This is a genomic window from Rhodococcus sp. IEGM 1381, from assembly GCF_030056795.1.
Lineage (GTDB): Bacteria > Actinomycetota > Actinomycetes > Mycobacteriales > Mycobacteriaceae > Rhodococcoides.
This window is the reverse complement of sequence record NZ_JASHKQ010000001.1, coordinates 835619-860470: the sequence shown is the minus strand read 5'-3', so window position 1 is coordinate 860470 and position 24852 is coordinate 835619. Positions and strand designations below refer to the sequence as shown.

25 protein-coding genes and 1 tRNA gene are annotated in these 24852 nt (G+C 64.9%); 16 read left to right on the top strand and 10 right to left on the bottom strand.

Annotated features, from left to right (window positions below; translation table 11 throughout):
- Positions 1 to 170 precede the first annotated feature (170 nt).
- Both QM797_RS04230 and QM797_RS04225 read right to left on the bottom strand, forming a co-directional pair.
- Positions 171 to 872: a type 1 glutamine amidotransferase domain-containing protein gene (locus QM797_RS04230; RefSeq protein WP_283273884.1), complete on the bottom strand. Its 702-nt coding sequence runs from the start codon at positions 870 to 872 to the stop codon at positions 171 to 173.
- A gap of 48 nt (positions 873 to 920) precedes the next feature.
- Entirely contained in the window at positions 921 to 1682 is a 762-nt protein-coding gene (locus QM797_RS04225; RefSeq protein WP_283273883.1) for a putative protein N(5)-glutamine methyltransferase, read from the bottom strand.
- Positions 1683 to 1764: 82 nt separating this feature from the next.
- Here QM797_RS04225 and QM797_RS04220 point away from each other — a divergent pair, with 82 nt between their 5' ends.
- The 3 genes from QM797_RS04220 (at position 1765) to QM797_RS04210 (ending at position 3734) form a co-directional block, all read left to right on the top strand.
- Positions 1765 to 1890 (top strand): hypothetical protein, encoded by a 126-nt coding sequence (locus QM797_RS04220; RefSeq protein WP_283273882.1) that lies wholly within the window; start codon positions 1765 to 1767, stop codon positions 1888 to 1890.
- Between the two features lie 32 nt (positions 1891 to 1922).
- Positions 1923 to 2732 (top strand): pentapeptide repeat-containing protein, encoded by an 810-nt coding sequence (locus tag QM797_RS04215; RefSeq protein ID WP_283273881.1) that lies wholly within the window; start codon positions 1923 to 1925, stop codon positions 2730 to 2732.
- A gap of 114 nt (positions 2733 to 2846) precedes the next feature.
- Positions 2847 to 3734, top strand: a complete 888-nt coding sequence (locus QM797_RS04210) for an oxidoreductase (protein ID WP_283273880.1) — start codon at positions 2847 to 2849, stop codon at positions 3732 to 3734.
- Positions 3735 to 3750: 16 nt separating this feature from the next.
- Here QM797_RS04210 and QM797_RS04205 read toward each other — a convergent pair whose 3' ends face one another.
- Together QM797_RS04205 and QM797_RS04200 are read right to left on the bottom strand one after the other, a co-directional pair.
- Positions 3751 to 4797, bottom strand: coding sequence for a glycerophosphodiester phosphodiesterase family protein (locus QM797_RS04205; RefSeq protein WP_283273879.1), 1047 nt, complete (start codon positions 4795 to 4797; stop codon positions 3751 to 3753).
- An 11-nt stretch (positions 4798 to 4808) separates the two neighbouring features.
- Complete coding sequence (locus QM797_RS04200) at positions 4809 to 5369, bottom strand: TetR/AcrR family transcriptional regulator (protein WP_283273878.1); 561 nt, start codon at positions 5367 to 5369, stop codon at positions 4809 to 4811.
- Positions 5370 to 5429: 60 nt separating this feature from the next.
- On the opposite strand from QM797_RS04200, the gene zapE reads away from it, so the two are divergent.
- The gene (gene zapE / locus QM797_RS04195) at positions 5430 to 6338 is read left to right on the top strand and encodes a cell division protein ZapE (protein ID WP_283273877.1); all 909 of its coding nucleotides are present in this window, start codon (positions 5430 to 5432) and stop codon (positions 6336 to 6338) included.
- A 42-nt stretch (positions 6339 to 6380) separates the two neighbouring features.
- Here zapE and QM797_RS04190 read toward each other — a convergent pair whose 3' ends face one another.
- Both QM797_RS04190 and QM797_RS04185 read right to left on the bottom strand, forming a co-directional pair.
- Positions 6381 to 7412, bottom strand: coding sequence for a GGDEF domain-containing protein (locus QM797_RS04190; RefSeq protein WP_283273876.1), 1032 nt, complete (start codon positions 7410 to 7412; stop codon positions 6381 to 6383).
- A 328-nt stretch (positions 7413 to 7740) separates the two neighbouring features.
- A complete protein-coding gene (locus QM797_RS04185) occupies positions 7741 to 7875 on the bottom strand; it encodes a hypothetical protein (RefSeq protein WP_283273875.1) in 135 nt (44 codons plus the stop codon).
- Between the two features lie 389 nt (positions 7876 to 8264).
- On the opposite strand from QM797_RS04185, the gene QM797_RS04180 reads away from it, so the two are divergent.
- Both QM797_RS04180 and QM797_RS04175 read left to right on the top strand, forming a co-directional pair.
- Positions 8265 to 8639: a hypothetical protein gene (locus QM797_RS04180; RefSeq protein ID WP_283273874.1), complete on the top strand. Its 375-nt coding sequence runs from the start codon at positions 8265 to 8267 to the stop codon at positions 8637 to 8639.
- An 85-nt stretch (positions 8640 to 8724) separates the two neighbouring features.
- Complete coding sequence (locus tag QM797_RS04175) at positions 8725 to 9609, top strand: pirin family protein (protein WP_283273872.1); 885 nt, start codon at positions 8725 to 8727, stop codon at positions 9607 to 9609.
- A 16-nt stretch (positions 9610 to 9625) separates the two neighbouring features.
- On the opposite strand, the gene QM797_RS04170 is transcribed toward QM797_RS04175, so the two are convergent.
- Together QM797_RS04170 and QM797_RS04165 are read right to left on the bottom strand one after the other, a co-directional pair.
- Positions 9626 to 10192, bottom strand: a complete 567-nt coding sequence (locus tag QM797_RS04170) for a ribonuclease H family protein (protein ID WP_283273871.1) — start codon at positions 10190 to 10192, stop codon at positions 9626 to 9628.
- Between the two features lie 111 nt (positions 10193 to 10303).
- A complete protein-coding gene (locus QM797_RS04165) occupies positions 10304 to 11497 on the bottom strand; it encodes an MFS transporter (RefSeq protein ID WP_283273870.1) in 1194 nt (397 codons plus the stop codon).
- Positions 11498 to 11619: 122 nt separating this feature from the next.
- Between QM797_RS04165 and QM797_RS04160 the strand changes: the two genes are divergently transcribed.
- The 5 genes from QM797_RS04160 to QM797_RS04140 all read left to right on the top strand — a co-directional run bounded on the left by QM797_RS04160 (position 11620) and on the right by QM797_RS04140 (position 16216).
- A complete protein-coding gene (locus tag QM797_RS04160) occupies positions 11620 to 12552 on the top strand; it encodes a DNA-3-methyladenine glycosylase family protein (protein WP_283273869.1) in 933 nt (310 codons plus the stop codon).
- 50 nt (positions 12553 to 12602) lie between these two features.
- Positions 12603 to 13547, top strand: coding sequence for an aldo/keto reductase (locus QM797_RS04155; protein WP_283273868.1), 945 nt, complete (start codon positions 12603 to 12605; stop codon positions 13545 to 13547).
- A 115-nt stretch (positions 13548 to 13662) separates the two neighbouring features.
- Positions 13663 to 14910, top strand: a complete 1248-nt coding sequence (locus QM797_RS04150; protein ID WP_283273867.1) for a multidrug effflux MFS transporter — start codon at positions 13663 to 13665, stop codon at positions 14908 to 14910.
- A 9-nt stretch (positions 14911 to 14919) separates the two neighbouring features.
- Positions 14920 to 15435, top strand: coding sequence for a DUF309 domain-containing protein (locus QM797_RS04145; protein WP_283273865.1), 516 nt, complete (start codon positions 14920 to 14922; stop codon positions 15433 to 15435).
- A 55-nt stretch (positions 15436 to 15490) separates the two neighbouring features.
- Positions 15491 to 16216: a hypothetical protein gene (locus QM797_RS04140; protein ID WP_283273864.1), complete on the top strand. Its 726-nt coding sequence runs from the start codon at positions 15491 to 15493 to the stop codon at positions 16214 to 16216.
- Here QM797_RS04140 and QM797_RS04135 read toward each other — a convergent pair.
- Positions 16194 to 16958, bottom strand: coding sequence for a deoxyribonuclease IV (locus QM797_RS04135; protein WP_032379378.1), 765 nt, complete (start codon positions 16956 to 16958; stop codon positions 16194 to 16196). The genes QM797_RS04140 and QM797_RS04135 overlap by 23 nt on opposite strands.
- 75 nt (positions 16959 to 17033) lie before the next feature.
- Here QM797_RS04135 and QM797_RS04130 point away from each other — a divergent pair, with 75 nt between their 5' ends.
- The 5 genes from QM797_RS04130 to QM797_RS04110 all read left to right on the top strand — a co-directional run bounded on the left by QM797_RS04130 (position 17034) and on the right by QM797_RS04110 (position 24721).
- A complete protein-coding gene (locus QM797_RS04130) occupies positions 17034 to 17768 on the top strand; it encodes an ABC transporter ATP-binding protein (protein WP_283273863.1) in 735 nt (244 codons plus the stop codon).
- Between the two features lie 53 nt (positions 17769 to 17821).
- Entirely contained in the window at positions 17822 to 20344 is a 2523-nt protein-coding gene (locus tag QM797_RS04125) for an ABC transporter permease (protein WP_283275264.1), read from the top strand.
- A gap of 180 nt (positions 20345 to 20524) precedes the next feature.
- On the top strand, positions 20525 to 23065 hold the full coding sequence (locus QM797_RS04120) for an alpha/beta fold hydrolase (RefSeq protein WP_283273862.1): 2541 nt from the start codon (positions 20525 to 20527) through the stop codon (positions 23063 to 23065).
- 106 nt (positions 23066 to 23171) lie between these two features.
- Positions 23172 to 24086: an alpha/beta fold hydrolase gene (locus QM797_RS04115; RefSeq protein ID WP_283273861.1), complete on the top strand. Its 915-nt coding sequence runs from the start codon at positions 23172 to 23174 to the stop codon at positions 24084 to 24086.
- On the top strand, positions 24083 to 24721 hold the full coding sequence (locus tag QM797_RS04110; RefSeq protein ID WP_283273860.1) for an LON peptidase substrate-binding domain-containing protein: 639 nt from the start codon (positions 24083 to 24085) through the stop codon (positions 24719 to 24721). Before QM797_RS04115 ends, QM797_RS04110 begins: the two co-directional genes overlap by 4 nt.
- A 53-nt stretch (positions 24722 to 24774) precedes the next feature.
- Here QM797_RS04110 and QM797_RS04105 read toward each other — a convergent pair.
- Positions 24775 to 24848 (bottom strand) — tRNA-Met (locus QM797_RS04105).
- Positions 24849 to 24852: the final 4 nt, after the last annotated feature.

Here is a 24852-nt window from a genome sequence, read left to right as displayed (position 1 = left end):
GGACTATCGGGTCGGTCAGGAACAGTACGGGGACACGAACGGTTTCGGTCACTTCTCCTCCAAAGATTGAGCTATCCGGACTCAACTTCGAAAGCAGTAGTGATGTTCCCGTCGGTGGCCGGCGTTCTCCGTGGGCAGAACACCGGCCGCCATCTTGTGCATCAGGGCGACTACTTCAGCGCACTGACCAGCTTCTCCGCGAGCGGACGCGTCGAAGCCGGGTTCTGACCGGTGTAGAGGTTCCGGTCGACGACCACATGCGGCGACCACGCGTCGGCGTTCTCGAATTTCGCACCGTTCTCACGCAGCCGGGTTTCGAGGAGCCACGGGGCCTTGTCCGCGAGCCCGGCCTGGGTCTCCTCCTCGTCGGTGAAGCCGGTGAGCTCGTACCCGTCGAACGCCCAGGTTCCATCGGAGCGAACGGCGGGAAGCAGCGCTGCCGGCGCGTGGCACACAGCGGAGACCACCTTGTTCGCGTCCAGGAAGTCGACCACCAGCGCGCCGAAACTCTCGGACACGGCGAGATCCTCCATCGGTCCGTGACCTCCGGGAACGAAGACGACATCGAAGTCCGACGCCTTCTGCTCCTCCAGCACTGCGGGGGAGGACAGGATGGACTCGATCGACGCGAGGTAGCTCTTCTGATCCGCCACCTTCTGCTCGTCACCGCCGTTGGCGTCGACCGCCAGGCTGCCCTCGTCGACGACCGGTGCCTTACCGCCCGGCGTGGCCACCGTGACGTCCCATCCTGCGTCGATGAACGTGCGGTGAGATTCGACGAGTTCTTCGGCCCAGTACCCGGTGGGGTGCTTGCTTCCGTCGTTCAAGGTCCAGTGATCGGCAGCGGTAACCGCGAACAGCAATGTAGTCATGACCGATGCATGCCACCAAGACCCACTATCGAAACACGTGATGGATCACTACTCGCTCGCCGAACCGATCACCACGACGGCGTCGAGTATCTCGGATTCGCGGATACTGGCTGCAAACCCAGCATCGTGAATGGCCTCGAACGTCGAATTCGCCAGCAGGGCACTGGTTTCGATGAGCAGACTGCCGTGCGGAGCCAGCCACTGGTGGGCTTGCGCCGCAACCCGCCGATGGATCCGAGCACCGTCCACGCCGCCGTCGAGCGCGATGTGCGGCTCGTGAAATCGCGCCTCTCTCGGCATCAGCTCGATCTCGCCCGTCGGGACATACGGGGCGTTGACGACTATTGCGTCGAATCTGCCGTGCAGCTCCGGCGGCAGCGCGTCGAACAGATCGCCGCAGTGCACCGTACCTCCGACGGCATCCAGGTTGCGTTCGGCGCACTCCACCGCCACGGCGTCGACATCGGCCGCATGCAACTCGGAGATGCCAGGGACCGAGAGCCCGATCGCGCCGGAACCACAACACAGGTCGAGGAGCGTCGAAGGATGCAGTGCTGCAGCACATTCCACGAGGAATTCGGTGCGGCGACGGGGAACGAACACGCCCGGTTCGGCGGCGATGCGTCGACCACAGAACCACACCCACCCGACGACGTGCTCGAGCGGTTCACCGGCGATGCGACGCCCCAGCAGTTCCGCGAGCTCTGCCGGGTTCGAGGCGGACTCGACAAGGATCTCGGCTTCGTCTTCGGCGAACACACACCCGGCAGCGCGCAGCGCGGACACCACGTCGTCGAACCCTGGTTCCACCGCGGACGACCTCCTGGATTGCTGTGCGCCCAGCTGCCCCGTCGAAATACTGTAGCCCGGTATGTCGCAGGAGGAGAGGGCGATGAGCTGGGATGCCACAGTCCGTCGAATGTGCCTGGCGCTGCCCGAGACGTACGAGGAACAGGCCTGGGTCGGTGGCACCGAAGCTCGTCGCACTGCTCGATCTACCCGAGTGAATCTCGTTTGACGCTGACGCACGTCGAGGGACACAGTGGACGCATGGCTGCACCGAGCGAGAATTTGCTGGCCGATTGCGGCAGCTGTTTCGGGCTCTGTTGCGTCGCTCTGCCCTTCGCGAAATCATCGGATTTCGCACTGGACAAGGCCGCAGGGGAGCCGTGCCGCAACCTCCTGGAGGACTCGCGGTGCGGCATTCACTCGTCGCTTCGGGAGAAGGGTTTTCCCGGGTGCACGGTGTACGACTGCTTCGGCGCGGGCCAGAAGGTGTCGCAGTCCACGTTCGAGGGACGGGACTGGCGGCAGCAACCGTCGAACGCGACGGAGATGTTCGCGGTTTTTCCGGTGATGCGTGATCTGCACGAACTGCTCTGGTACTTGGCGGATGCACGTGGTCGGAAATCGACCGAAAGTCTGCACGCCCGGCTGGCCGGCGAGTACGACGAGTTGGATGCGCTCACTGCGGCGACTCCCGAGATCCTGATGTCGGTCGACGTCTCCGTCCTGCGCTCGCGAGTCAACGAAGTACTGCTCGACGCAAGCGACCTGGTGCGCGCCGAGGTTGCGGGCACGAAGACGAACTACCGCGGACGCGACATGATCGGCGCGAAGCTGGCCGGCGCCGATCTGCGCGGCGCAAGCGTGCGCGGCACCTACCTCATCGGAGCCGACCTGCGCGGGGCCGACCTGCGTCTGGCCGACGTGATCGGCGCGGATCTTCGGGGTGCCGACCTCAGAGCCGCAGACCTGCGTGGCAGCATCTTCGCCACCCAGTTCCAGATCAACGCGGCACGGGGTGACCGAGCAACCCGGCTACCCGAATCCCTCACCCGTCCGAGTCACTGGGCCTGACCATCAGCCGAGTGATCTACCGGTTTGCTCCAATGCTTCTTGGACGGGCCGGATGTTCATCGGTTTCTGCTGTACTCACGGGCGCATTTTAAAGCAGACCGGTAGCCTGACGCCGTGCCTGAAACAAAGCAGAGACGCGTTGTCATCACCGGAGCGAACACCGGTATCGGCTACTTCACCGCCTTGGAGTTCGCAAAACGTGGCGACCATGTGACGCTCGCCTGCCGTAACCAGGAGAAAGCCGAGTCCGCAGCGGCGAAGATCCGAGCGGAGGTACCGAACGGAACCGTCGATACGGCGACTCTGAATCTCGCCGACCTGGCCTCGGTGCGTGAATACGCCGCGTCGGCTCCCGAGTCGATCGACGTACTGATCAACAACGCAGGCGTCATGATGCCGGCCTCGCGAACCGAGACCGAGGACGGATTCGAGCTTCAGCTCGGCACCAATCACCTCGGCCACTTCGCGCTGACCGGCCTGCTGTTTCCCAAGCTCGCGGACGACGCGAAGATCACCACCATCGCATCGGTCGCGCACCGTCAGCGCCCCAAGCTCGACTTCGACAATCTCCAGCTCGAACGTGGCTACAACGCTCAGCGTGGGTACGCGAACTCCAAGCTCGCGAACATCTTGTTCGCGCTCGAATTGCAGCGTCGGATCGACAAGGCCGGATCGAAGGTGACCAGCAATGCTGCGCACCCCGGAATCTCCTCGACCGAGCTGTACTCGAGCCCGGACGGCCTCGGCAGCAACAAGATCCTCGCGGCACTGGCACCCATCGGATTGAAGTTCATCTCGCAATCTGCCCGTGCCGGAGCCCTTCCCACGATCTATGCCGTCGACGTCGCGGGTGGCGGCACCTACAGCGGCCCCACGTCGCTGTTCGAATCACGCGGCAAGCCGGGCCCAGCGTCGATGACTCGCATGGCACAGGATCCCGCGCTCGCGGCAAAGCTGTGGGACGTCAGCGAGAAGTTGACCGGAGTCGGCTACCCGCTGTAAGTCTCCCGCCGCGCACTTACCGCGCGGGTTCGGGCAGCGGAAGTCCGCGCTCGCTCATGACGGTGCGCACGCGGTCGGGATAGTCGGTGATCAGACCGTCGACGCCAAAATCCATCAGGGCACGCATCGTATCGGGGTCGTCAACGGTCCACGGGATCACCCGGATTCCGCGCTCGTGGGCAGCGTCGACCATTGCCTGGGTGACGAAGAGCTCGAAGTCCGGGTCGCCGACCTTGCCGCTCTGCGGGTTTCCCTGCACCGGCGAGTAGGCGGACGCTCCGAACGAGTCGATCGCCGCGATCGCGTCTCCACCGAAATCGTCGATGTCCAGTCCGCCGAGCCAGGCTGAAGCACCGTCCTGGCCGATCTGCAAGAAGTCGCCATTGGTCAGCGCCACCACCGGCACCTCGGGCTCGGCATCTCGGACCAGTTTCAGTGCGCCCCAGTCGAAGCTCTGCACGCTGACCCGGTCCAGCATGCCTGCGTCGCGAATCGTCCCCAGCACTGTGTCGACGAACTGCTCGCGCGGGGCGGTCTCGGTGGGGCTACCCGCCTCGACCTTGGTTTCGACGTTCAGCTTCACGTCCGGCGCGTCGACCGATTTCACCAGATCCAGCACCTCGGTGAGCGTCGGCATGCGGGCACCGGGCACGCGTCGTTGCTCCGGGTAGTCCGCGAGCGGCAACGCACCGCAATCCAGTGTGCGAATCTGCGCGAGAGTCAGTGTGTTGACGAACTTTCCGACGTAAGGAAAGTCCGGATCTCCCGGCGTGGATGCACCGGTGTCGATGCACTTCTTGTCGGAAACCTTGCGGTCGTGCGTGACGATCGCGATGCCGTCCTCGGTTATCTGGGTATCCAGCTCGAGGGTGCTCACCCCGAGTTGCAGTGCATTGGTGAACGATTCGATGGTGCTCTCGGTCACCAAGCCCAGGCCGCCTCGATGCGCCTGCAGATCGAACGAATCTTCCGGTAACGCTGGGTCCGCTGTCGAATCGGTTGCGCATCCCACCAGAACCACAGCGGAAATGCATGCCAGAGAGAGATACTTACCGAATAGCATGGTCGCCGAGGCTACGCGAGGCCGGTGTCCGGTGCGTTCCCGCGCAGTGAACTCCCGGCACCCTGAAGGTAGACCGCGATCGGCATCCTGAGCGCTGCAACATCTTTCGATGCGCGACGGCCGAACACGACATCGGCAATCAAGCCCTCGCAGAGCGAGACCAGACCGTCTCCGTGAGCGGGTTCGTCGAACAGCTCCCGGGCCCGTTCGAGCGAGAAGAGCGCGCGAGCCAGCACATCTCGAATACCCTGCGCTACAGCGGGATCGAGCATCAGCGCATACCGGGCCCGCAGCTCGACCATGCGATGAGTGAGTGCATCGTGGAGATAGCGCGCGACCACCGACGCCAGATCGTGCTCGGTCACGGCAATGCCGACGAACGACGCGTGTGAGAGCTCCACCAGGCGCGCGGCCACCGCCGCCAGTAGATCGGCCTTGGTTCGGAAGTAGTAGGACGTCGATCCGGCCGGATATTCGAGCGCCGAGTCGATCGCACGGTGAGTCAACGCGCGCAGGCCGTCGCGGGCAACGATGCCGAGGGCTGCGTCGGCGATGGCGGTTCGGCGATCCATGAACGTGAGCCTACACACCCACTCTACAAATGTAGAGGCTCTCGGCGTACCGTTCGATTCATGAGGCCGACTCCACCGCGACAAATCTTCGACACCGACTTCGTCCTCGACGACGCCCAGGCCGCAGCGGCCGACGCGCTGTCGACGCCCGGCAACAAGGGCATCTATCTGTGGGGCCCGGTCGGACGCGGCAAGACCTGGCTGCTCGACACCTATTTCGACAATGTCGCCACCTCGTCGAAGAAGCGCGTCCACTTCCACAGCTTCTTCCGCGACCTGCACGCCGCGTACTTTCGCCGCAAATTCTCGATCGACGCGGCCATCGACGACATCCTGTCGACGGGTTCCGCCCCTGCATCACTGCTGTGCTTCGACGAATTCCACGTCCACGACATCGGCGACGCCCGCCTCATCACGCGCATGCTCGACGCCCTCTTCGCCCGCGGCGTCGTCCTGGTCGTCACCTCCAACTACGCGCCCGACGAGTTACTGCCGAATACACTGTTCCACCCGACGTTCATCCCGACCATCGAGAAGCTGAAGGAGCAACTCGACGTGGTCAGCGTCGACGGTCCCGTCGATTACCGTGCCGCCGGGACGAGCGGGTCTCGATTCGCCTCGGGCACATGGTGTCTCGAGACTGGATCGGGTGGGCATACGTTTGCCGAGCTGTGTTGCGCCGCTCGTTCGACTGGCGATTACCTCCAGATGGCGGAAATAGCAACGACATTGACGGTCACCGAGGTTCCTGCTCTCGCGAGTGTCGACGACTTCGCCGCTCAACGGTTCTCGAATCTCGTGGATGTCCTGTACGACCAGGACGTACGTACCGACTTCCATGCCCTCGTCCCGCTGCACGAATTCGCCGTAGGATGTGCCGGTCTCGACACCGATCGACTGATGAGTCGACTCAGCGAGTTGAAAACACCTTCGAGTTCTCACGTGGCTACGGCCACGACACGCTGTTGATGGGGTGCCACCGACATCATCTGTCCGCGTTGCTATCACCGTCTACATCGTCTCGAGCAGAGTTCGATTTCCGCCTGCCCACTTCGCGCGGTACATGAGGGAATCGGCCGCGCGCGTAGCATTGTTGACCGCATGCAGTCCTGATTTCCAGGCTTCGGAATCGGGAGGGAGCACGACTGCACCCGCACTCACGGTCATCGGTATCCGATCCGCGCCATCGGTCAGGATTCCGCTGACCTCGCGCACCAATTCACGAACCTGGTCTGTCCCGCCGACGAGGACGGCTACGAACTCCTCGCCCCCTGTTCGCGCTACGACCCCGACTGTCGCGAAGTGGCCGCAAAGACGCTCGGCCACCAGGACTATGACGGCGTCGCCCTGGTCGTGTCCGTAGCGGTCGTTGATGGTCTTGAACGAATCGATATCGACGAGGACAAGACCGAACGCCAACTGCTCGCCGTGAGCGACCGTCCACAGATCTTCGATCGCATTCTGTAGCCCACGTCTGTTCTTGGTTCTCGTCAGTGGGTCGATCTCCGACTGCCGTGCGTCCTCGGCCACCAACGACCACGCGATCTGGGCGAAGACCGGAACACCCGACGTGGCGCCTCCGGCGACCAGCACCGCGGCGATCGCATCCCACGGGCCCCACAACCCCTGCACATATGCGGCAACGCCGATGTAGACGATCACCAGGTTGGCAAACACGAGATGAGCGACAAGCAGTTTCGGTCCCAGAAAAAAAGTGCACATCGACCCTGTCAGCGCGAAGAGGAATGTGCCGATGAGAGCCGACGTAGGGACATCGAGAAGGATTACCGACGCAAGACCGACATCGCCGAACACCAGAAAGGCCACCACCTGCCACTTGCGGTCGGGCAACGGCCCCAGCAGCAGCCACCCGATCACGGCGAACTGCAGAATCAGGATGAAGATCACGTAGGCCACGGGACCCGATCCGGTGGGCCCATTCGGCGAGGCCAACATCAGAATCGACACGGCGGCGTACATCGCGACGCAGCTCGCGAACACGACTCGGATCAATCGGTGCAGCGGACGTGTCGACTTGTGCACGAAGACCCAGTCGAAATCGTGCGGAGTGATGAACCAGTGACGAATGACCTGAGCAGCGCTGGGTTGAGGGCCGAGCGGCGCAGTGGTGATGCTCGAGATCGATCTCGGCGGCGAAGCCGCGGCCGACTGTGTGCGATGACGACCGCGTGTGTCGCCGTGTGTTCGCTTCGACCGTGGCGGCCGTGACGCGCCGCGTCGCGATCTGGGCAATCGAAACTCTTTGTGCATCAGGGCTCCCTAGTGAAACATCTGGCCCCGGCCTGAGAGCATAAAGCTGTTACCGATTCGGCTTCCCCGGAAACTCGTAGATCGGTCTTGCCCGGTCTCCCTAGCGCTGGTCCGTCTCGTGCAGAACATCGAGCCCCGCGATGATGTGCAATTGGCAGGTGTTGATCATGCCATTACCTAGAAGCATGCGTCCGACGATCTGCTGTTCTCGACGGTGCACCGATATCCGCTTCACGCGATTCCCTCGTGGGGCCCACCCGACTGTGCGCACGCTCGACCGGAAGCTATCTCACTGCGAGTGGTGTGGTCATGACAATTTCCTGCTCATCTCGAGCCGAAGATCACGGAACAGTCGCCAGTACTCACCCTCGACGGGAACGATGCGAAAAGCCATGAAATCGATGGTAGTGAAGCGCCGCACCGCTAGGGGCTCATCGCTCCATATCTGCGACGGACACCCAAGGGCCCCGCAAAATAAGGGAGACACCCACTACTGACGGCGGTCGGGGGCGACAGCAGCAGCGGGTGTCTCACCTTGCATTCGCAGCCCCCCAACGGGTGGATGGGTACCGGATGGGAAATTCTTTCGAAGTTTTTTCGCCCGCCTGGGCATAGCCTGTGACCATGCCTTTTACAGCAGCGAACCATTACGACTTCAGTGGCGACGACATCACCGGGACCGTCGACGCCCATCGATCCGCGGGGGTCTGGGCGGCGCAGCTCGTACTCAGTGGTGAGACGCTCGAATCCACCGGCGTCACCCGATCCGACCTGGGATTCGAGGTGCGCACCCTCGTGCAGACTCTCTCGGACGGCAACCGGACCCACCTGCTGGTCGTGTTGCCCCGCGTCAACATCGACGCTGACGACGGCCAGCCGTCGACGTTCACCTCGTACGCGGTCCTATACACCGTGCACGGCGGATCCTCCGAGCAGCACGGTGCTGCCGAGTCCTACGACGTGCGGTTGCTCAGCGGAACCGCGTCGCTCGTCCAATAGCAAGACGGAATAGTCGGGCTCGGCTCCCGTTGTACCGCGTAGTCGATGCACAATGCATGGACTTGCCGTTCGGGTAGGAGCACACATGATCCAGGTCATCACCCCTCGTGAAGTTCCACTCGGCGGTCCCCGCGCGATGAAAGTTCGACGCACCCTGCCTCACAAGGACCGATCCCTCATCGGTGCATGGTGTTTCGCCGATCATTACGGCCCGGAACGCTCACGCATGGATGTTGCACCGCACCCGCACACCGGATTGCAGACGGTCAGCTGGCTGTTCTCGGGCGAAATCGAGCACCGCGACAGTGTGGGTTCGCACGCCATGGTCCGGCCAGGTGAACTGAACTTGATGACGGCCGGGCATGGCATCAGTCACTCCGAAGTATCCACACCGCAGTCCGACATCCTGCACGGCATGCAGTTGTGGGTCGCACTTCCGGCCGTATCCCGTTTTGTGGCACCGACATTCGAGCACTACGTGCCGGAGCCGGTCACTGCACCCGGACTCGCCGCCCGGGTGTTCCTCGGCAGCGTGCTCGGCGAAACCTCACCGGTGTCGACGTACACCCCACTGCTCGGGGCAGAGATGGTGCTCGACGCCGGCGCGCGGGTCACTCTCGAGGTCGACCCGACGTTCGAGCACGGGATCATCGTCGACCGAGGATCGGTGACCTTGGCCGACGCCGATCTGGGCGCTGCCGAACTGGGGTATGTCGAACCCGGTGAACACGAGCTGCACCTGCACAATTCGACGCAGGATCCGGTTCGGTTCCTGCTACTGGGCGGTCAGCCGTTCGGCGAGCAGATCGTGATGTGGTGGAACTTCGTCGGCCGCAGTCACGACGACGTCGTCGAGTATCGAGCGGCCTACGAGGCCGAAAACGGCCAGTTCGGCACCGTCGAGGGCTATTCCGGCCCGCGGCTCCATGCGCCCGAACTTCCGAACGCCCGCATGAAACCTCGCGGCTGACTGCCGAGCACAACCGTCAGAACAGCGTCGCGATCTCCGGCTCCGACGACTGAGGTGACGACTGAGGTATTGCGCCCACTGCAGGATTGGCCTTGGCGAGTTCGGTCTCAGAAGGCATCTTCACGGCCGGCTTGGATCCGGCGTTGGCTCCCGCTGCTGCGATGGCCCGGGCAGCTTCGCCCGCCAAGGCGTCGGCTGCTTCGTTGAAGTGATTGCCGACGTGTCCACGGACCCACCGGAACCGGACGGGCCCTTCACGGTCGGTGATGGCCCGCTCGATGTTCTGCACGAGCTCGAGATTGCGTACCGGAGTGCCGCTCGCCGTCTTCCAACCCTTGCGCTTCCAGCCGGCGAGCCACTCGGACGCACACTTGATCGCGTACTGAGAATCGGACTCGATCAACAGCGGTTCGGGGCCGGGGTGGGCCAGAACTGCCTCGAGCAGGGCACGGAGCTCGGCTACCTGATTGGTTCCCGAGGGCTCACCGCCGGAGTTGCTCGGCCCCGTGTGATTGACCCACGCCCACCCGATTGCTCCGCCGGGGTTACGCAGACACGAGCCGTCCGTACTCACGATGATCACGGTCTCAGACCCTACGTCGGGCCACCGACAAACTCCGGGTGACTCGCTCGAGAACATCGAGTTACTTGGCGATCGTCTGCGCGGTGCTGCGAATCGATATCGCGACCCGGCTCAAGCCGTGCGACTACCCGTGGCCCCTCGGCCGTCGACGGTGAGTAGTACGAACGCCACCGCTGCCAGCGCCGCGATCAGCGCCGAGAACACCACCCCTGCAGTCACCAGTCCCCACTCCGTCGCCGCAGCCCCGGCACCGATCACCGGGACCGAAATCGCAACGTAGAGCACCACGAAGAAGGTGGAGGTCACTTCCGCACGACGGTGCTGCGGAAGCTGCGCACCTATTGCTGCCATCCCGTTGCTGAACGTCACGCCTTGCCCGATGCCACAGAGCAGCGCCGCGCACACCAGCACGACCAGAGACGTCGTGAGCAACGACGCGGCAAGCAGCACCAGACCGAACACCAACACCAGGCATCCCCAGCGCTGAGCCGAGGTGGGATCGGCTGCGCGCAGCGTGATCTGGGCGGTCGCGGACGCGGCGAAGACGGCGAACACCACCGCACCCGTGATGGCGTGATTGTCGATCCCCAGCACACCGGCGATGAATCCCGGTGAGACGGCAGTGAACAACCCCAGTACCGCGAACCCTGCGAACCCACCGACCGCAGCGCGCAAGAACGTACCGCGCACCTCCACCGGAACCGACAGTCGCTGCACGTGCGGACGCGCACCGGCGGCGACCCGGACGGTTTCGGGCGCGAAGTACACCGCGGCTGCAGCCACGAGAAGCAGTGCGATGTCGACGAAGAACGTCAGCCGCAAGGGCTGCGGCAGGTATTCCACCAACAGTCCTGCCACCAGCGGTCCGAGGCCGAGACCTCCGATGTTGGCGGCAGTGGCGATCGCCGGAGCCCGATCCCGCCACGCGTCAGGAACCAGTTCGAGCAGGGTCACCGTGGCGGTACCCACGAAGATCCCGGCCGAGATACCGGACAACACGCGCCCGATCACCAGGGCCGTCAGTGAGTCCGCAGTCACGAACACCACGGCACTGACGAGACCGAAAGCGATGGCCGCCAGCAACATCGGACGCCGACCGAGCGAATCGGACCAGCGACCGAAGGCCAACAGAGCCCCGAGCACACCCACGGCGTACGCAGCGAACACCAACGTGACGACGAATACGGAGAACCCGAATTCGACCTCGTACAACGCGTAGAGCGGCGTCGGCATCGTCGTGCCCATCATTGCGACGACGAACGCGAATGCGACCCCGACGAACGATGCTGCACTCGATCGAGTCACGGTTGTCCTCCTTGTGCGGGTGCACGATACTTCCCGGCGACTCCGGGAAGGTGTTGACTGGGCTCTGCCAGAGATACACCGTCGACGCCGGCCCCGCACACTCCAGGAGGTGACGAACCGCAATGTCCGACGCCACCGAGTCGAGCGGAACCGTACGCGTCGTCACGTCCGAAACGCGGCTCGACGTGCGGATGTCGCTGTCGCCGTTGCGTCGGGGCCGCGGCGATCCCACCTACGAGTCGACGCCGGACGGCGGAATCTGGCGCACGTCGAGGATGAGCTCGGGTCCGGTGACCTACCGTCTGACCCAAGCTTCGCCGACCAGTGTCCAGGCCCGAGCATGGGGCCCCGGCGCACTCGAACTGCTGGACGCGGTGCCCGCGCTGCTGGGCCACGGCGACGACGCCAGCACATTCGCACCGGAGCACCCGATCCTGCGAGAGGCACACCGGCAGCTGCCACACCTGCGTCTCGGCCGAACCGGCCTCGTCCTCGAGGCGTTGATCCCGGCGATCATCGAGCAACGCGTACACGGCATTTCGGCGTTCGGTTCATGGCGTTATCTGGTGAGCAAGTTCGGCGAGAGCGCACCGGGACCGACTCCCAAGCCGATGTTCGTCTTCCCCACACCCGACGTGTGGCGTCGTATCCCGTCGTGGGAGTACCACCGCGCCAACGTCGACCCGGCCCGGTCGAAGACCATCGTCCGCGCTGCCTGCGCAGCCGGACGTCTGGAGGAGGCGTCGGGAATGACACCCGAGGACGCGCAGCGCAGGCTGCGGGCAATCCCGGGCGTCGGTGTCTGGACGGCGGCCGAGACCGCGCAACGCGCCCTCGGGGATCCCGATGCGTTGTCGGTGGGCGATTACCACCTGGCGTCGGTGGTGGGCTGGGCGCTGCTGGGGAGACCGATCGACGACGCGGAGATGGTCGAGTATCTGCAGCCCTTGGCACCGCACAGGCATCGCGCGATTCGCTTGCTGTACCTGAGTGGGAAGGCCACCAAGCCGAAGTTCGGTCCGCGAACCGCTCTGGTGGATCACACCTGGCACTGAGCCCTCGGCTGCTCGTACAGTCGAGTTGTTCGCCAACGTAAGGAGTACTCGTGGTTGCCATCGGCACGTCCGATCTCGACATTTTTCCGCTCGCCCTCGGCGGGAACACCTTCGGCTGGACCAGCGACGAGGCTGCGTCCTTCGAGATTCTCGACGCCTTCACCGCCGGCGGAGGCAACTTCGTCGACACGGCCGACTCGTACTCGGCCTTTGCCGACGGCAACTCCGGCGGCGAGTCGGAGACGATCATCGGCACGTGGACCACAGCTCGTGGCAACCGCGACGACGTGGTCATCGCCACCAAGGTCAGCCAGCATCCCGATTTCCGCGGGCTGGCCCCGGACAACATCCGAGCGGCCGCCGACGCGTCGTTGACCCGGTTGCAGACCGATCACATCGACGTCTACTACGCGCACTACGACGACGACAAGACCCCGCTGGTCGAGTCCCTCGCCGCGTTCGACGAGTTGGTCACGGCAGGCAAGGTTCGCCACGTCGCCATCTCGAACTACTCCCCGGCGCGAGTGCGTGAGTGGCTGGAGCTGGCGAAGGAGAACGGGTTCGCCGCTCCGATCGCGCTGCAGCCGCACTACAACCTGGTCGCCCGCCGTAACTACGAGGGCGAGCTGCAGAAGCTGGCCGTCGATCACAACCTCGGCGTGTTTCCCTACTTCTCCCTCGCCGCCGGATTCCTGACGGGCAAGTACCGCACCCGCCAGGACTTGACCGGCACACAGCGCGAGCGGCTGACCACGGGATACTTCTCCGATGCCGGGCTCGACGTGGTGCAGGGCCTGCGTGAGATTGCCGAATCGCGATCCGCGGAGATTTCGAGCGTTGCTCTGGCCTGGCTGCTGGCTCGTCCGGGCGTCACCGCGCCCATTGCCAGCGCAAGCAGGATTTCTCAGCTGCCCGCCCTGCTCGACGCGCCGGCCTTGGCTCTGACCAGCCAGGAAGTACAGAAACTGACGGTTCTGTCCGACGCGGTGGCCTAGAACACGAAAGTTGTAGTCAGCAATTGGGAACAGAACCAGTAGCCCGGTTGCTGACCTTCGGGTGGCCCCAGCAACGAACACGTCTTCGACGAACACAGCCGTAACCAGCACGCCGATGACCGACACCTCGGCTCCGGTGACCGAGCCGACGTCGCGTGAGCGTCTGCGGGTGATCCTCGTGCTCGGCGCGCTCATCGCCCTCGGTCCGCTGACCATCGACATGTACCTGCCGGCTCTACCGGCCATCGCCGACGACCTGAACACTCCGTCGTCCGCCGTGCAGCTCACCCTCGCCGGCACGTTGGTCGGGCTCGCACTCGGCCAACTCGTCATCGGGCCGCTGTCGGACATCATCGGCCGACGGCTTCCCCTGATCGTCGGCACCGGAGTACACATCCTCGCTTCCGTGGCCTGCATCGTGGCCCCGAACATCGCCGTCCTCGGTGGCTTACGCGTCGTGCAAGGTCTCGGAGCTGCGGCCGCAGCCGTGGTGGCGATGGCCATCGTGCGAGATCTGTTCACCGGCCGCGCTGCCGCCACCGTGTTGTCGCGTCTGATGCTCGTCATGGGCGTCGCCCCCGTGCTGGCTCCGTCCCTCGGCGGTGCCGTGCTGCTGGTCGGATCATGGCGTCTCGTCTTCGCAGCGCTGGCGATCCTGGGCGTCGGCCTGCTGACGTTGGCGATCGTGTCGCTGCGCGAGACCCTGCCACCCGAGCGTCGTCGAGCCAGTGGCGTCATGCCGGTGTTGCGCACCTACCGATCACTACTGCGTGACGCCCAGTTCGTCGTACTCGTCCTGGTCGCCGCACTGGCGATGTCGTCACTGTTCGCCTACGTGGCCGGGTCGTCGTTCGTGCTGCAGGAGGAGTTCGGCCTGGACGAGCAGCAGTTCGCGATCGTCTTCGCGGCCGGCGCGATTTCCCTGATCGGTGCATCTCAGCTCAACGTCCTGCTGCTCGGACGCTTCGCACCCGTGCAGATCGTGCTGACGGCTCTGTCGTTCGGCGTCGTCGCCGGCGGAGTCATGGTGGCGTTGGCGGTGACCGGGACCGGCGGTATGGCGGGGTTCGTCGTCCCACTGTGGTTCGTGCTCGGGGCCGTCGGATTCGTGATGCCCAACGCGCCTGCACTCGCTCTGTCCCGACACGGTGAGGCCGCAGGTGGTGCTGCTGCACTTCTCGGAGCGGCGCAGTTCGGTCTCGGTGCCATCGTCGCCCCGATCGTCGGCGCACTCGGAAACGATGCGGTGGCCGTGTCCACAACCATGGTCGTGACGTCTGCAGCTGCACTGATCGCCCTGGGCGTCATCACCGCGCGGTCGTCTACTCGGCAACCGACTCAGGGAGCGGCACCCACCCACTAGGGTGACGCCATGACCGAACGCGAGCGCGATGCGCGAGGTAAACCCCTCAATGCCAGGCCTCGCGACGGTCTCGGGCGGCCTCTCGCCCGCGGAGGAAGCGGAACCCCACGAGTGCCCGACGACGTCAGGCTTCCTCCCGGCGCAGCTCTCGTCGAGGCGCAGAAGTTTCTCGATGCGAACATGCCGTTCCACGCACACGAAGTACTCGAGGGCACGTGGAAGAGCTGCCCGACCGACGAGCGTCCGTTGTGGCAAGGTCTAGCCCAACTCGCCGTCGGGCTGACTCACCTCTTGCGCGGTAATCGCATCGGTGCCGCGTCGCTCCTTCGACAGGGACACGATCGCTTGATCGGCTTCGAATCCGACCCTCCGCACAGTATCGACGTCCGCGGCTTGTTGGCCTGGTCGGAGGGGCTGCTCGACGACCTGGAGACCGGAACCCTGCCGGTCTCCCCCGGCATTCCCATGCTGCGCGCCACCGATCCGCGCCGGGGCATGCTGGCACCCGGTTCCGGCTCGAGCTAGCCTGAGAGAATTAGGTAAGGCTAGGACAATCCGCACCGGAAGTGGGGTTCGTCGGGTGACCGTGTTCGCACCGCTGAGACTCGCGCGACAGGGACTCATATGCGGGGAGACCATCAGCCCAGCTCAGCTCGGGCGCACCCTGTGCACCGAGGTTGCCGAACAGGTTCCGTACTGGGTTGCCGTGTTGACCCCCGCCGAGCGGCCTCTGCTCGACGCCCGATCGGTATCGGGGCGTCGCGAGCAGGCTGCGGTGACGCTCGAACTGCCCGAGAGCCCACACCGACCCCATGCCCTGCTGCTCGCGGCGCTCGGGTCGGCGGTGTGTACGTGGCAGAGGAACAATCGCCGTGGCTCGTCGGCCGGCGTCCTGGTGGATCTGGACCTCGACGCCACGACCGCAGTGCACCCGGTCCGTCTCCCCGCCGTCCACACCGACGCGCTCGCCGTGCCCACTCACGGCAAGAACCTCGTCGACGATGTCTCGAGGAAACTGGACTCGGTGCCGAACGGCGGCCGCGACTACGCGCTCACCCGCAACTATCCCGCGCTCGCCTCACGTGCCGGGGCGCAGATCATCGTGCGTGACCATGCATCGGCGGAGCCGAACGGCGAGTACGCGATCGATGTCACGATTACCGCCACCGACGCCGGTACGAAGGCGGCACGGGTCAGCTGGGCCGACGAACTGCAGGGAGTCGACGAGCTGATCCGGCTGTGGTCGGTAGCCGTCCACCACCTGACCACGATGGCAGCCGGCGCTACAGGCTCTTCAGCAGCCTGACGTCGTCCTCGATGCCCTCGGGCGGCGTCTCGAGAATCACCGGCGCGTCGGCGGCCAATGCGACGGCGGTCAGGATCTCGGCGTCGATGGTTCCGGTGCCGAGATTCGCGTGTCGGTCCCTGGCCGAATCGAACTCGTCGCGCGAGTTGTTCAGGTGCACCAGATCGATTCGCCCGGTGATGGCCTTGATGCGGTCGACCACGTCGACGAGATCCTCGCCCCCGGCCCACGCATGACAGGTGTCCAGACAGAAGCCGGCACCGAACTCGCCGATCGCATCCCACAGGCGGGCGATGTCGTCGAAATGGCGCGCCATTGCCGAATCCCCACCCGCGGTGTTCTCGACGAAGATCGGCACCGCGAAGCCGCCCTGCTCGGCCTGACGCTCGAAGAGCTTGCGCCAGTTGTCGATTCCCTTGGCGGTGTCCTCGCCCTCGCGGACGTGGCCGCCGTGGACGACCAGCCCGATGGCCCCGATCTCCGCCGCGGCAGCTGCTTGCTCGACGACGGCCTTCCTGGACGGGATGCGGATCCGATTGTTCAAGCTCGCAACGTTGAGCACGTACGACGAGTGCACCACCACATCGACCGAGCCGGCCAGCAGAGCCTCGCCCTGCGGGTGTGGTTCGAGCTTGTTCCACTTCTGCGGATCGGTGAGAAACATCTGGACGAGATCGACGCCGAGCGCCTCTGCGGTACCGAGGGGGTCGGTGCTGTCGCGGACGTGTGCTCCGATGCGCATGACGTCCATCATAGGGGTCGCGTTCGGGGTCTCCCCTGATAGCAACCGGCGCAGAACACTGAAACACTGGAGCGCATGAGCGACATTGCCGCACGCGCGGTCGACGTATCGAAGGTCTACGGTTCCGGGGACACCCAGGTGCACGCACTGTCCGGGGTGAGCGTCGAGTTCGCTCGCGGAGAATTCACCGCCATCATGGGCCCGTCGGGTTCGGGCAAGTCCACTCTGATGCACTGCCTGGCCGGATTGGACACCGCATCATCGGGCACGGTATCGATCGGAGACACCGAGCTGACGGCGCTCTCCGACAAGGAGATGACCGGATTGCGCAGGGACCGAATCGGATTCGTGTTCCAGGCATTCAATCTGGTGCCCACCCTGACCGCGCTGGAGAACATCACCCTGCCACTCGACATCGCGGGCCGCGCCCCGGATCAGGGGTGGCTCGACACCGTCGTCGACCGACTCGGCCTCCGCGATCGCCTCGATCACCGCCCCAGCGAGCTCTCGGGCGGGCAGCAACAGCGAGTGGCGTGCGCCCGCGCGCTGGCCGGTAAACCCGACATCGTGTTCGGCGACGAGCCCACCGGCAACCTGGATTCCCGCTCCTCCGGCGAGGTTCTGTCGATTCTGCGCACTGCCGCAGACGAATTCGACCAAACCGTCGTCATCGTCACCCACGATCCACGCGCGGCCAGTTATGCAGACCGCGTCGTGTTTCTCGCCGACGGGGCCGTGATCGATCAGCTGAACTCGCCCACGGCCGACGCCGTACTCGAGCGGATGAAGAAACTGGAGACGGTCCGATAATGGCGCATTCTGTCTCCAACAAGCCTCCTCGACAAAAGCCGTCGGGCAATCCGATGCGCAAGGTATCGCTGAGAAACCTTGCAGCACATAAGGTTCGGTTGGCACTGACGGTTCTGTCCGTTGTCCTCGGCACCGCGTTCGTCGCGGGTTCGTTCGTCTTCACCGACACCCTTCAACGTACTTTCTCCTCGTTGTTCGCCGATACTGCGCAGGGCGCGGACGTTCGCGTGAGCCCGGAGGACGCCCGCTCGAGCGGGGTGCCCAACGAGGACATCGCCGCGATCTCGGCCCTGCCGAACGTGCGCGCCGTGTCGCCGTACGTCGGCGGACAGCTCGTGCTGCTCGGCTCCGACGGTGCCGCCGTGCAATCGGGCGGGGCACCGACCATCGGCGAGTCGTACCTACCGGAAGACCAACGACTGGGCGATCCGACGGCCTTCGTCGACGGCTCGGCTCCCACCGCCCCCGGGCAGGTCGCGATCAATGCCGGTGGTGCCGAGCGCGCCGGGCTGAAGGTGGGCGACGCCACCCAGGTGCTCGTGCCGTCCAAAGGCATCACCGACATCACGATTTCCGGAATATACTCCACCGCAACCGAATCCGGCGGTTTCATCGGACTCCAGTTCGTTCAGAGCCAGGCGAACGAATTGTTCACGGACGGTACCCATGTGCAGTACATCGACGTCGCAGGCAACGATCTCATCGCCCAGGGGCTAACGCAGAGCGATCTGCGGGACGAGATTTCCGCGGCGCTCCCCGGCCTGAAGGTGCAGACCGCCGCGGACGTACAGGAAGAGACCCAGGCCGAGGTGGGGTCGGCCCTGTCGTTCATCAATTACTTCCTGCTCGCCTTCGGCGGCATCGCACTGCTCGTCGGCACCTTCATCATCTACAACACGTTCTCGATGATCGTTGCCCAGCGAGTCCGTGAGCTGGCGCTACTGCGAGCCATCGGGGCCAGCCGCGGCCAGGTCAGCCGCTCGGTGGTACTCGAAGCACTCGTCGTCGGCGTTATCGGCAGCATCCTCGGCTTCGCGGGGGGAGTCGGGTTGGCCTACGGCCTGCGCGCGCTGCTCAACGCCTTCGATCTGGGGCTGCCGTCGGGATCACTGGCACTCGAACCCCGCACCGTCGCCGTCGCCTTCGCGGTCGGCATCATCGTCACCGTCCTGAGTGCATACGCACCGGCGCGTCGAGCAGCCAAGATTCCGCCCGTCGCCGCGATGCGCGAGGAGTTCGCCTCCGCAGGCGACACCCTGCGCACCCGGACGTTCGTGGGCGTCGGGCTGGGAATCGCCGGTGCGGCTGCACTGGTCATCGGCGCACAGTCGACCGGCGGCGCCGCGGCCGCCACAGTCGGGGCCGGTGCAGTGGCACTCATCGTCGCCACCGCGCTGGCCGCGCCGTCCCTGTCGCGGCCCATCGTCGGTGCACTCGGTGCCGTCATCACCCGTCCGTTCGGAGCGATCGGACGGCTGGCCAGGACCAACTCCGTGCGCAACCCGCGTCGCACCGCGACCACCGCCTTCGCCCTGATGCTCGGCCTCATGCTCGTCACCGTGATCGGCGTGCTGGGATCCACTGCGAAAGCCAGCGTCGATTCGCTCGTCGACACCGGCGTGGAGGCCGACTACATCCTCTCGGGCCCCCAGTCGATCGGCGTTCCGACCGGTGCCACCGCAGCCGCGCAACAAGTGAACGGCGTCGACCGAACCGCGGTGCTGCACCCGGTGTTCGTCACGATCGCCGGCCAGGAGGAGTTCGGCGCCGCGATCGACGGCTCCCCGGAGGGGCTGCTAGAACTGTCGATGGTCCAGGGCACCGCCGACCTCGACAGCAACGGTTTCTCGGTGTCGGAAACGCAGGCGGCCGACCGAGGATGGACCGTCGGCACACAGGTCACCTTCGACACCGTCGACGGGGCCTCGGTTCCGGTCACCGTCACCGGGGTGTTCACCGACAATCCGCTGATCGGAAACTGGATCGTCTCGGGCGACATCTATCAGGAAGTGACACCGTCCATCACGCGGTCGGATCTTCTGGTCCTCGTCAAGGCCGTGCCGGGCACCGATCTCGGTACGCTTCGCACCGACCTCGAGGCTGCCACCAAGCCGTTCGTCGTCGTTCAGGTTCAGGATGTCGAAGAGTTCAAGGGCAGTCAGGGACAACAGATCGACACCCTGCTCGCGGTGCTGTACGGATTGTTGGCACTGGCCGTCGTCATCGCCGTGCTCGGCATCGTCAACACACTGGCCCTGTCCGTCGTGGAGCGTCGTCGAGAAATCGGCATGCTGCGGGCCATAGGAATGCAGCGTCCACAGGTTCGTCGCATCATCTACCTCGAGTCGTTGCTCATCGCGCTGTTCGGCGCGATCGTGGGCGTCGCCCTCGGCATCGCATTCGGTTGGGGATTCGTGCAGACCCTGCGCGACGAGGGCCTGGGGACCATGACCGTCCCCTGGGGTCAGGTGGCGTCCATGTTGGTGGGATCTGCCGTCGTCGGAGTAATGGCCGCACTGTGGCCTGCCGTGCGGGCGGCTCGCACGAAGCCTTTGGAGGCGATCGCAGACCTCTGACACTCCCGAACCAGACCGGGCATTTCGCAACGACACCTATTCGTTGTGAAATGTCCGGTTTTTGGCTTGCGCCGAAAGGTGATGCACGTCTACCTTTGAGACGGTAAAACAGTCTTCAAGTAGGTTTGTAGTCAGCAAACCAACTCTGGTACCGCGGGTCGGGCTCGTGCAAGGAGAATCATGTCGGTTCAAGACATCGATGCACCCACCCGTCTCGCACTGGCCCCACTGTGCCGGCCCGAGAGCCGCGACACATTGATGGCGCGCTACCGGGAGGTGGCTCATGCCCTGCCGGACGCCGTTGCACTCACCGTGGGCGGAATCTCGCTCACCTTCGACGAACTCCTGCACCGCGCGTACTCGCAGGCCCGGAAGATCGCCACCCTCTTCCCCGGCGACTCTCGGCCGCTCGCCGTCGATGCCGACGACACTCCGAGCTCGATCGTGCTGATGCTGGCCGTCGTCGCCTCCGGTCACCCTCTCGTGCCTCTCGATCCCATGCTTCCCACCGAGCGACGCGCCACGATCATCGACCGAGCGAATGCGACGGCGATCGACGCCGCCATCATTGCCACGACCATGGATTCCTGCGTGCCACTACCGACGCTGTCGGGTGAACACACTGCAGTGATCAACTACACCTCGGGATCGACGGGCACGGCCAAGGGCGTGATCCTCAGCCATCGCATGTGCCTGACCAAGGCATACGAGGTCGCTTCCGCGTTATCGGTCGGCCCGCGCGATCGCATCGGGAATTCGCTGCCGGTGAGCTTCGGTGCCGGGTTGAACACGCTCTTCGCAGGGCTGCTCAGCGGTGCCGCGGTGCACTGCCGAGACCCTCGGTCGGGTGTCCCGTCCGACACCGCCGAGTGGATCGCCGCACACTCACTGACCACACTGCACTGCTCCTCGTCACTGCTGCGCACCATTGCGGCAGCCGACCGCGGGCACGCTGCCGTGCCCAGTCTGCGTGTGGTCACCACGTACGGGGAGTCCCTGCATTCCGACGACGTCGACAATTTCAGGCGAATGTTCGACGGACGTGCCACGATGGTGAACTGGTACGCAACCACAGAGGCCGGGGCCGTCGCCTACAGCGAGTTCCCACCGGAGCGAACGCTGCCGTCCGGCTTCCTACCGGCCGGAAGGCCCATTCCCGGCAAGCTCGTCGAGGTCGTCACCACCGACGGCTCGGTGTGTCTGCCCGACGCGATCGGCGAAGTCCGAGTCACGTCGACCTGCCTGGCCGACGGCTACCTCGGCGACGCAGGTCTGGATTCCGAACGATTCGCCGCCCTGGGCGACGGCCTGTTCCGGTACCGAACCGGCGATCTGGGGCGTCTGGACATACACGGGACGCTGCATCTGGCCGGACGCATCGACGACGCCGTCAAGGTTCGCGGATACCTGGTCGAGCCGGCCGAGATCGAGGCCGCTCTGCGAGCGATGCCGGAGATCGACGAGGCCGCAGTCATCGGCAGACACTCGGGTACCGACACCGACCTGGTGGCCTACGTGTGTTCGGCGGGATCCGCCAAGCGCCCCTCCGTCGGCGAGATCAGAGCGTCGCTGCGCCGGACCCTGCCTGAGTGGATGGTTCCCACGCACATCGTGGCGCTCGACGCGATGCCGCGAAACGAACGCGGCAAGCTCGATCGCATGGCATTGCCCGAGCCCGCGGATCGGCGGGTCGAACGAACAGCGGTCGGCCCCACCGAATACATCGTCGCCGAGGCTGCGCGGGCTGCCATCGGTCTGGACTCCATCGGCCGGGACGAGGACTTCCTGGCTCTCGGCGGTAACTCGCTGACGACAACGGCGATGCTTGCTCAGCTACGGGAGGGATTGAAGGTCGATCTCACGGCGGAGGACGTGTTCGCGGCGACGACCGTTCGAACTCTCGCTGCGACGGTCGATGCCCGCCTACGAGACGCGGCCACCGTTCGTCGACGCACGTCCGGCGAACACGATGTGCTGGTGCCCCTGCGCACCGAGGGCAGCAAGGCACCGATCTTCCTGATCGGCGGAGCCGGCGTCGGCGCGATGGCATTCCTCAATCTCGTCAAGCACATCGACGACGACCATCCGGTGTACGCACTGCAGGCGCACGGCCGGGGTAAGCGCGGACGACCGGACCGCACTGTCCGGGGAACCGCGAGGCGGTATGTCGACGCGATCCGCACCGTCCAGCCCGAAGGACCGTTCCATCTGGTCGGCCATTCGCTCGGCGGGTGGATCGCCATCGCGATGGCCGAGAGAATCCGAGACTGTGGTCTCGGCTCTCCGCATCTGCTCCTCCTGGACACCCGACTGTTTCGGCATCTGTTGGACAAGCTGCCCGGTGGTACCGAGGTTCCCGCTGCACCACCGGCTCGGACGCGGGAAGAAGCGGGCTTCCACCTCGGCCGCCTCGGCACGGCCGCTCTGTGGATGCGCATGCAGTTCGCCGGGTTGCTGCGGTACCCGACGACCATGGAATGGTTGGTCTTCGCAAGCATCGGGTACGTGGCGTTGAACAAGCACGTGCCGACTTCGTGGTCGGGTTCGATGACCGTGGTTCGCACAGCAGAGAACGTGAAAGACGCCAGGTCGTGGCAGACAGTCGCTCGTGGTGAACTGACTTTCGTCGACATCACCGGCGATCACGGTGACATGCTGAGCGAGCCGATGGCCGAGGAACTGGCCAAGATCATCGACGACACCGTCGGTAGCGGTCGCTGAGGCCGCCGCGACGGTCTGTCACGGTGGCGGCGCAGCTTGTACGTTTGTGCCAGACGGCACGCCGAGCCGCGCGACAGGCCCGACGCACACGACAGGGAGGTCCACAATGAGTTCACCGTACGAATTGAAGTCCGTGGAACTACACAAGGACGTCCTGCGGTACGTCGACATCGGCGACGGTCCGCCCGTAATTCTGGTGCACGGCCTGCTGGGATCGCATCTGTCCTGGGGCACCCAGCTCGAGCGCCTCTCGCACAAGTACCGAGTGATCGCCCCGGACCTGTTCGGCCACGGCGACTCCGACAAGCCGACCGGCGACTACTCCCTGAGCTCGCACTCGGCCACCATCCGCGATCTGATGGACCACCTGAACATCGACACGGCCCCGATGGTCGGTCACTCGCTCGGCGGCGGCATCATCATGCAACTCACCTACCTCTTTCCCGAACGGGTGGATCGTTTGGCCCTGGTCAGCAGCGGCGGCCTCGGTCCCGAGGTGAGCCTGCTCCTCAAGGCCGCGACTCTGCCCGGTAGTGAGCTGGTGCTCCCGCTGCTAGCGTCGGATTGGTTCCGTAAGAACACCGAGAGTGCGCTCGCTCAGCTCGGCAGATGGGGATTTTCGGTCAAGCCCGGCCCCAGCATGGCGGAGACCTGGAGATCGTTCCGGTCGGTCGCCGACCGCTCCACCCGCGGTGCCTTCCTGGCGTCGACGCGAGCAGTGGTGGGCCCGCGCGGCCAAACCGTCAGCGCCAAGCAGCATTTCGAGAAGTTCGAGTCGATCCCGTCTCTGCTGGTCTGGGGCGGCAAGGATCGCATGATTCCCGCCAAGCATGCGGACAACATCCGACGCGAGGTGCCCAACAGCCGCGTCGAGATCTTCCCGGACGCCGGTCACTTTCCGCAGCTCGACGAGCCTGATTTCTTCTTCCGACTCCTGGACGAGTTCCTGGGTTCCCCGCCGGTGGGAGTGGAGAAGAGCGACGAGATCACCCCGGCAGTCATGCCGCTGCAACGCCCGTGAGTGTCATCCCGATGTTCCCGCTCGGGAGCGTTCTGCTTCCCGGCGAACGCTTACCGCTGCACATCTTCGAGCCTCGCTACCAGGCGCTGGTTCACGACTGCCTGAAGCAGGACGACCCGAGCTTCGGCGTCGTGCTCATCGCGCGTGGCCACGAGGCCGGCGGTGGCGATGTTCGGCACGACGTGGCGACGACTGCTCACATCATCGGGCACGAGTCCATCGGTGACGGTAGATATCTACTCGAATGCGTGGGCGGCGAACGGATCCGGATCGACGCCTGGCTGCCCGACGATCCCTACCCCTTGGCCGATGTTCGACCGTGGCAGGACGAGGACATAGACACGGTGATCGGCGATACCGAATTCGACACCACCTGGGCGCGCGTCGAGGATCTGTACGAGCTGATCGGCCGGCTCGAATCAACGGAAAACATTGCCACTCCAGGCTTTCCGGACTTTCTGAGCCTACCGATCTCGGCCGCCGAGAAGATCTGGTCCCTGGCTGCGCTGATCCCGATGGGTCAGTCCGATCGACTCGACATCCTGTCGGCACCGAACGCCCGGGCCCGCAAGACCGCACTCGACGACGCAATCGAGAACGTCACGGCCGTCGTGCAGTTCCGACTGCAACCCTGATACGTACGAAACACGTCAGGCCCGGCACGATGTGCCGGGCCTGACGTCTGTAGTAGCGGGGACAGGATTTGAACCTGCGACCTCTGGGTTATGAGCCCAGCGAGCTACCGAGCTGCTCCACCCCGCGCTGT

Bases quoted from the DNA above. Each gene is read 5' to 3' on its own strand.
- QM797_RS04180 (WP_283273874.1), top strand. From the start codon at position 8,265: ATGCCTTTTACAGCAGCGAACCATTACGACTTCAGTGGCGACGACATC.
- zapE (WP_283273877.1), top strand. From the start codon at position 5,430: ATGAGGCCGACTCCACCGCGACAAATCTTCGACACCGACTTCGTCCTC.
- QM797_RS04215 (WP_283273881.1), top strand. From the start codon at position 1,923: ATGGCTGCACCGAGCGAGAATTTGCTGGCCGATTGCGGCAGCTGTTTC.
- QM797_RS04220 (WP_283273882.1), top strand. From the start codon at position 1,765: ATGAGCTGGGATGCCACAGTCCGTCGAATGTGCCTGGCGCTGCCCGAG.
- QM797_RS04200 (WP_283273878.1), bottom strand. From the start codon at position 5,369: ATGGATCGCCGAACCGCCATCGCCGACGCAGCCCTCGGCATCGTTGCC.
- QM797_RS04120 (WP_283273862.1), top strand. From the start codon at position 20,525: ATGTCGGTTCAAGACATCGATGCACCCACCCGTCTCGCACTGGCCCCA.
- QM797_RS04130 (WP_283273863.1), top strand. From the start codon at position 17,034: ATGAGCGACATTGCCGCACGCGCGGTCGACGTATCGAAGGTCTACGGT.
- QM797_RS04125 (WP_283275264.1), top strand. From the start codon at position 17,822: ATGCGCAAGGTATCGCTGAGAAACCTTGCAGCACATAAGGTTCGGTTG.
- QM797_RS04205 (WP_283273879.1), bottom strand. From the start codon at position 4,797: ATGCTATTCGGTAAGTATCTCTCTCTGGCATGCATTTCCGCTGTGGTT.
- QM797_RS04150 (WP_283273867.1), top strand. From the start codon at position 13,663: ATGACCGACACCTCGGCTCCGGTGACCGAGCCGACGTCGCGTGAGCGT.
- QM797_RS04175 (WP_283273872.1), top strand. From the start codon at position 8,725: ATGATCCAGGTCATCACCCCTCGTGAAGTTCCACTCGGCGGTCCCCGC.
- QM797_RS04230 (WP_283273884.1), bottom strand. From the start codon at position 872: ATGACTACATTGCTGTTCGCGGTTACCGCTGCCGATCACTGGACCTTG.
- QM797_RS04145 (WP_283273865.1), top strand. From the start codon at position 14,920: ATGACCGAACGCGAGCGCGATGCGCGAGGTAAACCCCTCAATGCCAGG.
- QM797_RS04160 (WP_283273869.1), top strand. From the start codon at position 11,620: ATGTCCGACGCCACCGAGTCGAGCGGAACCGTACGCGTCGTCACGTCC.
- QM797_RS04115 (WP_283273861.1), top strand. From the start codon at position 23,172: ATGAGTTCACCGTACGAATTGAAGTCCGTGGAACTACACAAGGACGTC.
- QM797_RS04135 (WP_032379378.1), bottom strand. From the start codon at position 16,958: ATGCGCATCGGAGCACACGTCCGCGACAGCACCGACCCCCTCGGTACC.